Here is a 13840-nt window from a genome sequence, read left to right on the forward strand (position 1 = left end):
CGGAAGGAGAAAGACCTTAGATTGTCGGTGGACCATCCCTGCGTCAAGGCTGCACAACAGCTTATCGCCGGCCGCGAGGCATGCATGATTATCGTGTTCTCGACGACGCTGACCTCCACTAGGCAAGCAATTTGGCCCCACGATCGTCCCGAGGTCATCAAAACGGCGACAACGACCGGTCCATGCGAGAAGCGGCGAGCTCGACAAATTATGATTTCCTTGGTCTGTTGCTAGCAGGTCGACATGCGCGACTTGGGGCCGTGGCCGCTTGGCACGACCGGCCTGAAAAGACTCCTTGGCCGGAGCTTTGCGTCATGAGCCGGAATGCAAACGGTTGCTGCGGCTCGTTACAACGCGCCTTGGCAAAGGTGCCGAACGCGGCCCTTAGGCGTTCCCGAAGGCTGGTTCAAAATGAACTGATATGTGATGCAGCCAAAGGATTGTTGCCCTTTGCCGTTCGAATATTAGCAACCTCTTGACGACCGCCGGCCGCGCTCCAGAATCTCTCACATGGCGCAGAGACAGACTGGCATCGACTTTGGGCTCGAGGTGACGGCAGGCGGCGTCACTCATCTGGAACTGCGCGACGACCGTCGGGGAAGCAACGCGCCGGAGAAGGCAAAGGCGCCGGGCCACGCCACGCCGGTCGACTATGAAGCTGGCAAGGCCACGGTCGGCGGTTTGGTCACAGTCGAAGCGGGCTCCCATCAGGGGATGGAAACGCGCCGCGCCGGTGCTCCGCGATGAGAAAATCCGGGACTGACAATCTCGTCCCGGCCATCAAGAGCCCCGGCGATGCGCCGTCGATGAAGGGCGCAGAGCAGTTCGAGATTTTCCCCGACTACGGCCCGACGATCAACAGGCGCCACATGGTAGCGGCAGCGGTGGTGGCAGTCCCGCTCCTGTTCGGTTTCACTGGCCTTGCCATCCGTTATGCCGCTGTTGCTTCAACATTGGCAGAACCAGGCTTCGGGTCTTATGCTCGTGCGCTCTGCCGATGGGATTGCCACTGGTATGTGGACATTTCCGAACGCGGCTACGAGCGCTTTCCCATCCCGAACCAAAGCAATGTCGGACGATGGGGCTTCTTTCCATTCTACCCGATGCTGGTAGCGGTGATCCGAGCGATTTTTCCTTTCCCCACGATAGTGGTCGCAACCGTCGCTTCACTTGCATGCAGCTACGCCGCATGTCTGGTGGCATGGCCGCTGCTGAAGAAGAACATGCGGGCCTATGTGCTGTACTGCGCTTTTTTGCTTAGTGGCCCGTTCTCCTTCCACTTCACCACTTTCCTTTCCGAACCTCTTTTCGTGCTCCTGACCTCGAGCGTTTTCCTGGCACTCAAACGCTCCAGCTATCCCGCCGCTGGCATCTCGTCAGCGCTCCTCTCGGCAACGCGGCTTGTTGGGGTCCTTGTCGTCTTTGCGACCGTCATTGAAATGTTCCAACAGCATCGGAAAGGGGGCGGCTCACCACTCTCCTTTCCTCGTTGGGTGCTCGGTCGGCCGGATCTGCTCGTCGCTATCTTGATCTCGCCTGCCGGCTTGTTCGCTTACATCCTGTTTTTGTATGTCACTGTCGGCGACGGCTTTGCGTTCCTGCACGTCCAACGCGCCTTTGGACGAGTGGCTGGGAACCCGATCCTGTTTCTGTGGGACGGCCTCTCAGCGTTTCCCAAGACCGGGTGGCTGCCCACGGCGCCGCAATGGAGTGCGCTCGCGGCAATCGCCGGGCTGGCGTTATCAGTCGTGCTGATGGCTCGCAAGCAATATGGCGCTGGTATCTTTTGCGCGATCAGCATTGTCGTGCCATTGATTACGAATCTGGCCTCCATGGTCAGATACGTCATTGGGCTTGCGCCTCTGATACTGTTGATGGCGTTCTTGCTGTCGGCATCGAAACTGACCTGGATAGCCGCTTTGTTTCTCTTCCTGGTCGCCTGCTATTTCATGACGGTGGCATGGATTGGGGGCTACCTTGCTTTGGTCTGACGTCGGCAACCCCTACGCACGCGCGATCTCGCTTGGGGGTTACGCGCTCGCCGCGGCTTTGGCCGTGTCCGAAATCCTCATCCTTGCGCTGGCTCTCCATCCGAATGTCCACCCCGACTATCGGGCCTATTACATCGACCGCACGACAACCTGCCTCAACCGCGATACCGTTGGCAGCTACTCACTCGGCCAGACAGTGTCCTTCCGGTCCGACGGCGCCAAACGGGCTTCCGGCATGAAAGTTTGTGGCTGGTCGGGGCCAGCAGCCGACGGCACACATTCGCTGGGTGAAACCTCGCGGCTTCGCCTGCAGATACCGCCGCTTCGCGACGGCCTAAAGGCAACGCTACAAATGGCCGCTGTCGTTCGTCCGCCACAGATGACCCAGAGGGTGATAATCTCAGTCCATGGCGTATCCGTGCATAAGATCACGCTGTCGGGCAAGCAACCCATGACCGTCTCGTTCTTCATTCCGCACGCAGCTTTTTCAAACGCCAGCACGTTCGAGATGACGTTTGACTATCTCGACGGGATCCTGCCCAGCAAGGCCGCCAGCAGCATTTACAAACGCTCCATCAAATTGGTGTCGTTTCGACTGGACGCCGTTTAAATATTATCGCCGCTGGCGGGAGCGGTTGCCGTGCCGACCGGGACGGCGATCGGCAAAAACCCACCGGTCAAGAACGAAGAAATTGATGGTGGGAACGAGCAGGCACGTAATCAGGACGGGAACGACGAGCGGCAAGCCCAGCTTCACCGTCATAAGTGCCGGCGCGCCATAGGCAATGGCAAAGCCTGTTGCCGCCAGCAGGAGAAAACGTGGCGCTGTGGTTCGATGCGACCGGCCCGACACGAACGTCAGGTATTTGTGCGCGAGATACGAAAACAAGGCGGCTGCGGCATATGCCCCAAGCGAAGCCTGGACGGGCGTGAAACCGAGCAGTTGCGATTTGGAAAAAGCGGCAACCAAAGCGGCATACAGAATTGTGGCAGAGATGCCGACCATGCCGAATCGTGCCAGCAGCGTGAGCGCGTCGCCGGGAGGCAGGTGCTCAGGCACGCGCACTAGACACATACTGTGCTCCCAACGGCAGGCGGGCGAGCATGCGCTCGACGTTTCGGGCAAACGGTCTGCCTGACGGCAGCAGCAGGAAGTGCTCGGACCGGATGTTCGTGAAGCCTGTCATCTGCAAGAGTGACGCTGTTTTGGCTGCGCTGAGCAGCACGGCATCTCGGTCGAAGGGACACCGGAACACAGCCAGACGCGTCAGCGGGTTATAGGGATTATGCTCGATGATGCAGGCGACACCGCCCGGGCGAAGGACGCGCCGCATCTCGCGTACGAACTCAAGCCAGGAAGCTGGCGGTACATGATGGACGACGCAGCTGGCGAAGGCCAGATCGAAGACGCCCTTGTCGTATGGCAGGGTCAGGCTGGAGCAGACCTTGTACATGACGCCAGGATTTTCCTCCCTGGCACGCAGGATCGAGTCCGGCGAGATGTCGCAGCCGTCCAGGGACGCGAAGGCGCCTTTGAGAAATGGATGGAGAACGCCTACGCCGCAGCCGACATCAAGCGCTCGCACACCAGAGCCATCAGAGCCCAGCCCTCGTTCAACCACAACGCGTCGCAGAAACTCGGCCTTGGCCTTAAGAAAGAAGTCGTGCTTAAGCCCTGAAAATTGGATCGATCCCTGGACTGTCTCGTCATAGATCGATCTATAACTGTCGAAGAGTTCGGACATTGGCCGGCACTCCAATCCGGGATTTTCGAGACGATCGTCGGTTCTTGACGGGAACGGCAGGCATCGCCCGGTCGAAGCCGGTGAGGCGATCGATCACGTAAAGCGGGCGCCGTTTCACTTCGGCGTGGATGCTTCCGACATACATCCCGACTACGCCGGTCATGAAAAGGTTGATGCCGCACAGGAGCGATACAATCATCACGGTCGAGGTCCAGCCGGCAACTACGCCGGTTTCAAAAGCCCAGGCATAAATTGCAAACGCACCAAAGGCGACGGCCAGCGCAGAAATGGCCAAGCCACCCCAGAGCGCCAGGCGCAGCGGCCGTTCCGAGAAGCTGACGATGGCGTGAGCAGCAAGATGCACCATCTTCCAGAATGGATATTTGGTCTGGCCAAGGGCTCGTGCTGGACGTTCGAACGGCACCGCCGCCTGCTTGAATCCCATCCAGCCAAACATGCCCCTGACGAAGCGATCCTGTTCGGGCATCTGTCTGAAAGTTCTCAGCGCTTTGGGGCCGACCAACCGGAAATCTCCAACGTCGCGCGGAATGTCGACGGTCGTCATCTTTTCCAGTAAGCGATAAAAGAGACTTGCCGTGAAGCGCTTGAACAAGGATTCGCCTTCGCGTTTAACGCGCCGGGCATAGACAATCTCGAAACCTTCCTTCCACTTCGCCACCAGATCGAGGACCACCTCGGGTGGGTCTTGGAGGTCGGCATCCATGACGATGACAGCATCCCCCTGGGCGGCGTCCATACCGGCTGTAATTGCTATCTGATGCCCAAAATTGCGCGAAAGCTCGATCAGCCGAAAACGAGGCTCGGCGGCAACCACGCACCGAAGGTATCTGACGCTACCGTCGCGGCTTCCGTCATCAACGAAAATAGCCTCGGTCTCACCGTCCAGCTGGTGGATTAGCAACCTGATGCGCTCGACCAGGCGAGGCAGCACTTGTTCTTCGTTGTATATCGGCAGAACCAGTGAGTAGCGCAGCGACACGTTCGCTCCGGTCCCGGTACCTTGGATCACATTGGCCTCCATGCCGATGAATGAAACGCCAGCCCCAAAGTTCCATAAGACGTTACTAATTTAACAGTTGCCGTAGGCGGGTGGCGAACTGTTCGTTCGGAACGTCTTCGGTCTGATTAGGAGTGAGATATCGTTTCGCGCGCCGGCGGAGCAATGCGCTGTTTCGTCATTTCGCAATCCATTGTCGGGTAAGGCCGTCTTGCCAGCTCTTGTCAGCGCGTCGGCGCGCGATAATTTTTGTGGGGAAGGGACTTCGATCAAAAGGAGCCGACGATGGAACACCAAACTATCAGCCAACTGCAGACAATTGCAGATGTAGAACCCCTGTCGACATACCCGATCATGACCCGCCAACAGCGCATCGAGCGCTGGGCTGAGTTGCTGGAACAACATCCCGAGCGACGCCTGAGAGCGCTTATCGGCACTGAGTATCTGAAGCGGGAAGCTCGCGACGCGGCGCGCGGCGAGGGCTCGCCGATTACAGTGGCCTTCGAGGACCCGCTACTGCGTGCGTTAGGCCTGAAGGATGACACCTATGGGGAAGCAAAGCGCTTCTTCGAACTGTCTGACGGGGAATTGCATGGCATCGTCTGCAGTTGCCATGTCGGAACCATGTTCAGAGGGCAGTGGGCTGCCGCTAGAGTCCGCCGGTCGCTCGGAGGGAACAGGTTTCTCAAGTGGCTTAGAGAGAGAATGTGGCACTGAGGTCGCCAAGGACGGCGATTGAAGCTCGTTCCGAGATGAACGACTGGCGCGCCAGCGCTCCGCCGTGGTGACGACGGGGTTCGGCCCCAAAGTTGTCACGCAGACGGGTGGGCGCTCTACTTCCGGTGCGTTCCAGGCAAGGCTGCATTCCCAGGGGCAGGATTCTGGGCTTCTCTTTGCGGCTAACATCACGACGTGAAGACGTCGATCGCTCGGCCCTCTGTTGCGCTAACCTCCGCGGCGCCTGGCCTGAATGGCAGCAAAAGTCACTGGGCGAAAATCCCAGGCGTCGACCCCGACATCGTGCTGGCGCGTCATTGGCTTCAGCCGGCCATGAGAATGGCCGTGCAGGTTTATTGAATTCTTGCCGATCTGGTTCCAGGTGCGGAACGGGTAGTGGCAAAGAACCAGGAAACTGCCCTCGACAGTTAGCTCCTTGTAGTGTTGCACGCTAGCCCAAGCCGAAGCGCCGAGCGTTACCACGCCGTCGTTGTTGCCGATGATCAGGTGCTTGGTGCCGTGGAGACGGGACAGCAGCGAAGACACTGTCTCGGCAGATCCCTTGGCGAAGTCGCCGAGGTGCCAAACCTCGTCGCTTGGAGCAACAGTCTCGTTCCAAAGTTCAATCAGTGCTTGGTCATGCCCCGCCAATGAACTGAAGGGGCGGGGGGCAAGCCGCAGAATACGGGGATCGTTGAAATGCGTGTCGGAGGTGAAGAAGATCATGCGCCGCCGCTGGCTGAGACGAGCGATCGACGATCGCTTCTAAGTTCGGTTGCCGGAGCTCCTTTTGGGTCCATCATCGATCCTGATTTGGGCTTCCCTGAGCATCTTGAGTGCCTCCTCCTTGGTGAGGCCGCACTTGCGCGCAAAGTAGAGCGCTTCGATCGCCTGTTCACGATCCGCCGTGGCTTCTGAGGGCTGTTTGGGCTTCTTACCCATCGTTCCCAATCACTTTTTGATGCCACCGAACCATCACCGTGGCGGGTTGTTCCCCCTCGGATCTGCTAATCTGCTGAGCGCCGCCGCCTGATGTCGTTCCTGGGTTTGTATAAATTCCATGCCGGCGTGGGGAGGGATCGGCGGTGCGTTTTTTGGGTGAGCCAGTCTGAGGCGCTTCTAAGGGCCACGCCACCGAGCCGGCGGGCGAAGCATTGTCGTTGGTTCAAAGATCCGTTCTGGTCCGCCCTCGCTCAAAAACCGGAACGTCTTCATCATCTCCTTCGCTTAATCCCGTGGGGATGTCTTCCGCGAAGCTGCGGGTCATCTCTTCGGTCTCGCTCAACCCGTCGACCGTTTCATTTGCGCCGGCTCCCTCGTCGTGACGGCCCGTGATCTCGCTTCGAGGCTGCGCGCCGATCGGCTGTTCGATGTCGTGGGACCCCAAAACGCCCGGTCCCGCACCGTGTCTATCCTCGTGGCCGGCGATGCTCTCGAGTACGGCAGCATCCTCCTCGGGGATGGGTTTGTCATTGGCAAAGTCGCTCTTTTGCTTCCGGGTTGTTATCGGCATGTTGTGAACTCCTACGCAGTGAATCGCACAACGTACGACTACGGCCGAAGTTGCGAGGCGGCCGCTTTGATTTTAAGGAACCCCGACTTCGGGCAAGCGGTCGCAAAAATGGAGACAGCGGCGCACGTGCTGAAATGGAACAATCAAGCGCGCAAGTTGGCACGATGGCGGGATTTTGAACGAAGCACTCCTCTCCTCGCTATCGACTCCAGTCGGGTAAGGCCTGCTCCGAGCCACGGTTCTTGCACGGCGCTTTGCAAAAGGCGCCAATCGAGGCCGAACGAACTGCGCTCGGATGCTTTACAGCCGCCAACAGGCTGCGCGGTCGCGTCGTTTTTCGCCGCTTAATGGCACAGCGATGGCGAAGGTGGCGGACGAGCCTTAAGCACCAGCTAACGAGTATGCGTGCCTCGCTGGCGAGCTTGCCCACATTCGCGCGGCGCGAACTAGAGACGCTGCCGCGATACGTGCGGGCAGCAGATAGCCTGACACACAGGAAGCGGCCTGCGAATGTGATGAAGCAGCCCACGTTAGGCGCGAGTTGGGCGCAGTCACTCAGCAGCTGCCGGTGTGATCATCACCGGCGAAGCCTGTCGGCGAGACGGAGCCCAAGGGCCAAGATCGTCAAGGTGGGATTCGCCTGGCTGGATGTTGCCAGAACCGAGCCGCCCGCGATGTGCAGGTTCATCAGTCCATGAACTCGGCATTCAGCGTCAACAACCCCGTCGGTCGGGCTCGCAGACATTCGCGTGGTACCGAGGTGATGACCGTCCATGGCGCCTGATTTGCCTGCCATTTCGATCACATGGCCAGGTTCAAATCCTGAAATGGTAGCTCCGATCTTCTCCAGCTTCCAACCGAGCAGTCGATAGGCGCGCGCGATGCTTTGGAGATCGTTGCTCGTGGTTTTCCAATCGACGCGCAGCTTCGGCATACCCAATCGGTCGCGTTCGCTCACCAACGTCAGTCTGCTTGCGGGGTTCGGCTCCTGTTCCGAATGAAACTCAAGATTGACCCCATTGGCGCGCGGCCCCAATACGATGGAGGGCAGCTTTCGCCGTGCGAAAGTTCTGTTCGCCATCCAGCGCAAACCGAAGCGCCCGAGGCGCACTGGCGACGATACGACGTTCTGAACGTGCGCGAGCTTTTGGTCCAGCGTCACTGAATGCTGCTGCCGACCTCTGAGGTGTTTCGGGAGAAATGTCCTTTTCACGAGATACATCGCCGAGAGGATCGGGTCGTTGTGGCTGGGATCGGCTGGATCTGGGAGATGGGTGCGGAAGATCTGGTTGAGCAAGCAATGCTCCCGCTGCGCTCGCTCCGTGAGCGACAGCCGCCTTCGGCAGTAGATGCCGGCCGCGTCCCGCTCGTAGCCAAAAGCAACCGCCTGCTGGGCGTTCGGCAACTTTAGTGCTCCGACTGTGCCTCCCAGATGGGCCATATAGAAACGACCGAGCTGATCTCGGGCGTTGCCGATACCAGCTGGCATCACATCATTCGAGGCAAGTAGCAATCGGGTGGTCTCAAAGCCGCCGGCGGCTACAATGTAATGGCAAGCCGTGACCTCACGCTTTGTGCCCTTCAAGTCAACACAGTCGATGTGGTGGACGCAACGCCCGTTCGGCGCCAGGCGAATTCCCGTCGCCGCAGCGTTTAACCAGATGTGGATATGACGCGAAGTCCGCAGCAACCCGGAAAGCCGTTTCCACACGTTGGTTGGTCGACTAAACCGCTCCAGGCGGGTCCTGAACAAATCGCCGTCGACGCCCTCGAATAGTTCAACGCGAGAACCAGGCAACGCGCTTGTTGGATCGTAGTCGTAAGACCCGACCTCGATCACCTCGTGCGCCCGACGGTAGTAGGGCAGCAGGGTTTCATAGGTGATCGGCCAGCCCGAATTGCACACCCATTCCCGCTTCTGGAAGTCGATGCCATCGAACGGCACGCAGCGGCCACCCCATGCTCGGCTCGATCCTCCCAGCGCTCGTATCCGGAAATTCTGGACAGGCGGGTGGACGAGGGGATCTGCGACAATGCCGTGGTAGAGCTCCTGCGATCTCTTGGTCTGCCACCTGCCGCCCGCTTCCAGAACGCAGACGCGTAGCTTTGCATTTTCGAGCGCCGCGGCAATGGCCAGGCCGACAGTGCCACCTCCGACAATGCAGATGTCGTAGGCAAGTCCGTCGCCCGCTGCGGTGAATTGAGCGATCAACGTTCACTCCGGATTTGTTCGATCCCCGAAGGCACGCTCCCACCCTTCGCGCCCGGCTTGGGCGAAGCAGGTAGCGCGCGAGGAGCAGTTGGCAACCACCCGATTGATCGCATTTGAAGCGCCGGCGCAAAAGAGGTGGCTTTGGTGGCGAGGTCCGTGACGACTTCAAGGGGCCCGAACCGGAAGAGTTTTTGTTGCGACCACCCTCAAAGGGCATGGTTATGGTGAACGCACTTCTCAGCCTGAGTTCGGTGGTGGTATTCCGGTTCCATTCGCGAGATTTCCCGCCCATGGCTCGCCGACAGACACGCTGTTGGCTCCGGCTGAAGCCTTGCCTCTGCTTGCGAGGTTGCCATGGCGATCCGGAACCTCGAGGCATGTGGAGAGTTGTCCAGCAGCCGGAGATCCAAGCCATGGCGCTACCAGATGCCAGTTCCGGCGCGGCCGCGCAGCCGAAACGCTCTAGCAAGCCGGCAATCCCATCGCCGCACGCCACAAGGCTTCCGGAGCAGGATTATCGATAGACGGGCGCCCAACGATATGAAGGACAATGGCCCATGAACGTCGCCAACCTGCAATTGGAAGGTTTGCTTATGGCGGTCGCTGCCGTCAATAACGCCTTGGTCCGGAGGGGCCTTCTTTCGGTTGATGATATCGATATGGCTTTGAAAACCGCGGAGGCCTCGTTCACGGCTGATGAGCGCCTCTTCGAGGACATGTCGCCCGCCAACCGGGACGCAGTCTGTTTTCCTTTGCGGCTTTTGCGGTTGGCTAACACCAAACAGTTCGAAGCGGGTGTGCCACCGTTTGCCGAGCTGGCCAGGCAAGTCGGGATAACCAAGCAGCCCTACAACGATCAGATGTGAAGGGAGGAAGACAGGCAGGTGCAGGAAATCGTCGTGGTCAACAAGGTGGTCGAATTCCGGGGAGAGGCGGTGACCGCATACCGTGACGGTCACGCACACTGCAATGCCACCGCTTTCGGCGAGGCGGGCCGCGACCCTGGACGCGAGACCATTCCCGCATTGAACCCGTAGCTCTGGCGAAGGCACCACATGGAATATTTTCGAGCACAAGGAACATGTCAGCCCACGGGTGTTTAGGCCGCAATGACAATCATCGCCGTCACGACAATGAACTACCCTCTCGCCGTCTTCCCTGGCCCGAAGCGACGCAGGCTCTCAGCAATTGCGCGACTGGAACGAAGCCGCGGCAAGTGGCTGGCGCAGAAGCGGATCCACATGACCGGTAAGCAGAAACAGGAGCCGGTCGCTGGCAGCGAACCACAATGCGGCTGCCATGAGCCGTGCGGTTCCAGATGGTTGGCTGCATTCCAAGATCGACAACCGAAACAACAAGCGCCTTTAGGGTCTGCCTGCGCGCGTGGCCTCGAAAGCCTTGGCCATGAACGATGACCCTGTGGATTCGCTCGCCAACGCAATTCACCACCGCAGCGCAATTCTGTTTGTTGGGGCAGGGGTGTCGATCAGTGTTGGACTCCCTTCTTGGGAGAAGCTGATAGAGCGAATGGCAAAGGAGCTCGGTGTCGACGACGAATTTTCCATGCGACGCGATCGTTTTCAAACCCTGGCCGAGTACTATCGGATCAAGCATGGCAGCATCGGGCCACTTCGCAGTTGGATGGACCGAAATTGGTCTGTCCCCAAGGACCGGATCGAGAAATCCGAGTTGCATCGTCTCATCGTGAAGCTCGATTTCCCTGTCATCTACACAACCAATTATGACCGTAACCTGGAACTGGCTTATGAAATATACGGTCGGGACTACGTGAAAGTGGCCAATGCACGCGATGTGGCGCAGGCCCGCCAGGGCGTTACCCACATCGTCAAATTCCATGGTGATTTCGACGAGGATTCTTCCCTCGTCCTCACCGAGACGGACTACCTTGATCGCCTCTCCTTCAATTCTCCGCTGGACGTGCGTTTTCGCTCGGATGCACTCGGCAGCACGATCCTCTTCATTGGCTATAGCCTTTCCGACCCAAACATTCGGTTGTTGCTGCACCGTCTCTGGCAGACGTGGCATCGGTCCGGCTATGAGAAAGATCGCCCGCCGTCGTTCATCTTCATGACCAGCCGAAACCCTGTGGAGGAGGCCGTGCTTGGACGTTGGGGCATTTCGGTCGTCGTCGGCGAAATCGACGAGCCGCAAGCTGCTTTGGTGGACTTCCTCAGCCGGCTGGCGGAGATGGTTGGGGACGGAGCCGAGCCTGGAGAGACGACCCATGAGGGGACCGTCGTCAGACAAAGAGCGATTGAAACAGTCAGGTCCAGGGGCAGCTAGGCGGGCTCTCAAGGAACGCCCTACGGCAGAGAACGTCGTTCCAGAGGCGATCATAGCCAGTTTGTGTGGCCAGTTTGAAAATCGCATCCCATAGAGCATGGATCTCCCATGTGAGCTTTCAACTATTCTGGCGGACGCGCTGGAACATTCTCGCATCAACAAGCTTCGAAGGGGGCACTGTTCCCGTTCAGTGTGTTTTCCCCCTGTGAGACTGCCCGCCGCCGAAAGGTGGCGGGCTTTTTTGTTGGGATGCAACCTTGGACATTATAGCGACTTTGGCCGGACACGCGCAGCGTCGCTTCCCATCATCGGTGCCTGAAGTTGGCGACAGCTTCGAAGTCCTCCCGATGCGATCGCAATTTTTGGGATAGATGTTCGTGTGGTGCCTGTCGGCGACCTGGACGCTGCCTTACCAGAACCGGCCTCCTCCGGTCCGAACCACGGCGCTGGAACCTGATGAAAAGATCGATGTTCGGTATGCAGCTTGCCCTGCACAGCCAAGCGGTCTGGTGCGGCCCGTCGCCGCCTGGTCTGTTCAGCGGCGGGCCTTTGTGTGGTGATGACGCCACCGGCATTATTTGGCCAAGCTGGGAACCTGTGTCGCGAATCAAAGTTTGGGTGGCAGCTTGGCTTACAACCCCGGGCCAAGTGGTCTCAAAGCAAGACCCGCCATTGCTGATCAATGACGGGTCTTCGCTGTGCATCGATCGATGGACCAACATCCCGAAGCTCAGCGCCGCGCCCCGTCCTTCGCACAGAGCGTTGGCGTCACACGCCTGTCATGGGACGAGCTTATTCGCTGAAGAACCGGCCTGCGGCCAGCGACCTGCGTTTTTTTTAGGATGGCTCGACGCCGAGGTCGGTCCGCTCCTGCCTACCTGGCTGCCGTTGCCGGTCGGAGGGCGGGAGAGGAATGACCTCCTGCTCACTGCGCCCGGCAGCTTCGCCGAGTTTGTATGCCGCATATAAGGCGCCGATTCTGACTAGCCAACGGATCATCGCGATCTCCTTTGGCGCCCAGAACACAGCGGCTTTCGATATGTTCCACATGCTGGAAGCGCCACCCTCTGCATCGTGCAGAATGGCGAGTGCTACAGACCATCGCGGCATGCCGACGTTTGGCATGTCTATCGGTGTCGATGCTCTCATCAACGCCTCGGCGTAATTCGTGCGCCGCGGCAGGTGCTTGCAGCGGATGAAGGCCGCTCGATCATGTGGCGGCCGCTACGGGACGCCGTCCTAAACGTGAAGCCAGGCTCAAACGAACCTCCTCGGTTTTATGAACCAAAGCTCTGCCGTCGTCGCTGTCATGATATTCCGCACGTCAACGAGATGGTCAGAAAACGAGTGATCGAACCAAGCATCAGCCGGACGTGCTGGCAGGCGAACACTCTTCCGCTGCCTCGTCGGTTACCCTTCCCGTCCCGGTGGAGCGTCACTGGCCTTGTCGTTGCCTCTGGGGCACTCGCGCGGCCTCGTTGTCCCTCGCTGCGAGACTGTCGTCAGACGCTTGGTATATCTGTCGAACAATTCCACCTTTTCTGGATAGGTAAGGCGGTGTAAACGCTGGCAACCTTCGCACCGATAGTGGGCGGCAGCGATGAACCAACGCCCCGGTTTGATGAAAGCCGTTCCGCATGCCGGACATTCGAGCGTCATCTCAATCGAAGACAGTGTCTGGGGGAGCGGCATCAGGTCCCGTGGCTCAAACCGCCGCCGCCAGAAGCAGCGTTATACCCACGGCCGTCGACCCACAGATGGTCGCTAGAAGCACAATCGGCCGCGGATACTCGGTGGGTGCTGCGCTGGTGAGGTCGGAACCTCGAAATCTCACGGCGCTGGGCGACTGGACGTGGGCAGCGGTAGACTTGTCATTGCACGCTAGCACAGAAAGACGCTGGGCGATATCGGCGGCGATGAGAGGATCGTCCGCCACCAACTTCGACCAGTCCGAAACAGTGCCGATTTCGTGATGCAACATCGTTCCCTCCCAGGTGATCGCACAACTGCGAGATCTGACCTTTGTTCCTTTGATTTTTGCGAGGGGGGAAGTCGCGCCCGCTGTCTCGATGGACGGCGGGTCACATGCGACTGATCGCTATTTCCGGGGCTCCGGGAACTTGATTATCGTCGCGCTGTCTTCCGGCTCCAGCGGCTCGTGGCCAGGCCGTTCGTGCCACATGACTTGCCGCAAATCGGTCTGATCGACTTTCTGGCCGCAAGATGGACACGCGTAGAAGCGGTCCTTTTCGCGAATGCAATTACCCCCGTTGCGGGGGATGCGAGGTCCAAGGTCAGACAGTTTTGTCATGGCGACGAAAATCACCGCCGGAGGAAAAA

General features: G+C 59.1%; 14 protein-coding genes. 7 read left to right on the top strand and 7 right to left on the bottom strand.

Annotated features, from left to right (window positions below):
• Window positions 1-510 precede the first annotated feature (510 nt).
• The 3 genes from EOC83_RS31920 to EOC83_RS31930 are packed head-to-tail and all read left to right on the top strand — an operon-like array spanning window position 511 to window position 2601.
• Window positions 511-747, top strand: a complete 237-nt coding sequence (locus EOC83_RS31920) for a hypothetical protein (RefSeq protein ID WP_063170804.1) — start codon at window positions 511-513, stop codon at window positions 745-747.
• Window positions 744-1991, top strand: a complete 1248-nt coding sequence (locus EOC83_RS31925; RefSeq protein ID WP_063170803.1) for a hypothetical protein — start codon at window positions 744-746, stop codon at window positions 1989-1991. Before EOC83_RS31920 ends, EOC83_RS31925 begins: the two co-directional genes overlap by 4 nt.
• Window positions 1978-2601 (top strand): hypothetical protein, encoded by a 624-nt coding sequence (locus EOC83_RS31930; RefSeq protein WP_063170802.1) that lies wholly within the window; start codon window positions 1978-1980, stop codon window positions 2599-2601. Before EOC83_RS31925 ends, EOC83_RS31930 begins: the two co-directional genes overlap by 14 nt.
• A gap of 3 nt (window positions 2602-2604) precedes the next feature.
• Here the strand turns inward: EOC83_RS31930 and EOC83_RS31935 are convergent, their stop codons facing one another.
• From EOC83_RS31935 to EOC83_RS31945, 3 genes are read right to left on the bottom strand one after another with little or no spacing between them, the layout of a single operon-like run.
• On the bottom strand, window positions 2605-3051 hold the full coding sequence (locus EOC83_RS31935) for a GtrA family protein (protein WP_244514440.1): 447 nt from the start codon (window positions 3049-3051) through the stop codon (window positions 2605-2607).
• Window positions 3044-3736: a class I SAM-dependent methyltransferase gene (locus tag EOC83_RS31940; RefSeq protein WP_063170896.1), complete on the bottom strand. Its 693-nt coding sequence runs from the start codon at window positions 3734-3736 to the stop codon at window positions 3044-3046. The genes EOC83_RS31935 and EOC83_RS31940 overlap by 8 nt, the downstream gene beginning before the upstream one ends.
• Window positions 3711-4736, bottom strand: coding sequence for a glycosyltransferase family 2 protein (locus tag EOC83_RS31945; protein ID WP_224673147.1), 1026 nt, complete (start codon window positions 4734-4736; stop codon window positions 3711-3713). Before EOC83_RS31945 ends, EOC83_RS31940 begins: the two co-directional genes overlap by 26 nt.
• Window positions 4737-5039: 303 nt before the next feature.
• On the opposite strand from EOC83_RS31945, the gene EOC83_RS31950 reads away from it, so the two are divergent.
• Entirely contained in the window at window positions 5040-5471 is a 432-nt protein-coding gene (locus tag EOC83_RS31950; RefSeq protein ID WP_063170800.1) for a hypothetical protein, read from the top strand.
• A gap of 228 nt (window positions 5472-5699) precedes the next feature.
• Here EOC83_RS31950 and EOC83_RS31955 read toward each other — a convergent pair whose 3' ends face one another.
• The 3 genes from EOC83_RS31955 to EOC83_RS31970 form a co-directional block, all read right to left on the bottom strand.
• Entirely contained in the window at window positions 5700-6197 is a 498-nt protein-coding gene (locus EOC83_RS31955) for a metallophosphoesterase family protein (protein WP_063170799.1), read from the bottom strand.
• Window positions 6198-6636: 439 nt separating this feature from the next.
• The gene (locus tag EOC83_RS31965) at window positions 6637-6984 is read right to left on the bottom strand and encodes a hypothetical protein (RefSeq protein WP_063170798.1); all 348 of its coding nucleotides are present in this window, start codon (window positions 6982-6984) and stop codon (window positions 6637-6639) included.
• 577 nt (window positions 6985-7561) lie between these two features.
• Window positions 7562-9196 (bottom strand): GMC family oxidoreductase, encoded by a 1635-nt coding sequence (locus EOC83_RS31970; protein WP_063170797.1) that lies wholly within the window; start codon window positions 9194-9196, stop codon window positions 7562-7564.
• 557 nt (window positions 9197-9753) lie between these two features.
• Here EOC83_RS31970 and EOC83_RS31975 point away from each other — a divergent pair.
• The 3 genes from EOC83_RS31975 to EOC83_RS31980 all read left to right on the top strand — a co-directional run bounded on the left by EOC83_RS31975 (window position 9754) and on the right by EOC83_RS31980 (window position 11500).
• The gene (locus tag EOC83_RS31975) at window positions 9754-10062 is read left to right on the top strand and encodes a hypothetical protein (protein ID WP_027161855.1); all 309 of its coding nucleotides are present in this window, start codon (window positions 9754-9756) and stop codon (window positions 10060-10062) included.
• A gap of 18 nt (window positions 10063-10080) precedes the next feature.
• On the top strand, window positions 10081-10233 hold the full coding sequence (locus tag EOC83_RS32980) for a hypothetical protein (RefSeq protein WP_156949289.1): 153 nt from the start codon (window positions 10081-10083) through the stop codon (window positions 10231-10233).
• Between the two features lie 367 nt (window positions 10234-10600).
• Window positions 10601-11500, top strand: coding sequence for an SIR2 family protein (locus EOC83_RS31980; RefSeq protein ID WP_013525092.1), 900 nt, complete (start codon window positions 10601-10603; stop codon window positions 11498-11500).
• A gap of 2098 nt (window positions 11501-13598) precedes the next feature.
• On the opposite strand, the gene EOC83_RS33095 is transcribed toward EOC83_RS31980, so the two are convergent.
• The coding region (locus EOC83_RS33095) for a hypothetical protein (RefSeq protein ID WP_245441855.1) at window positions 13599-13840 on the bottom strand (242 nt) is incomplete at its 5' end.

It is taken from the genome of Mesorhizobium sp. Primo-A (assembly GCF_003997175.1).
Classification (GTDB): Bacteria; Pseudomonadota; Alphaproteobacteria; order Rhizobiales; family Rhizobiaceae; genus Mesorhizobium; species Mesorhizobium ciceri.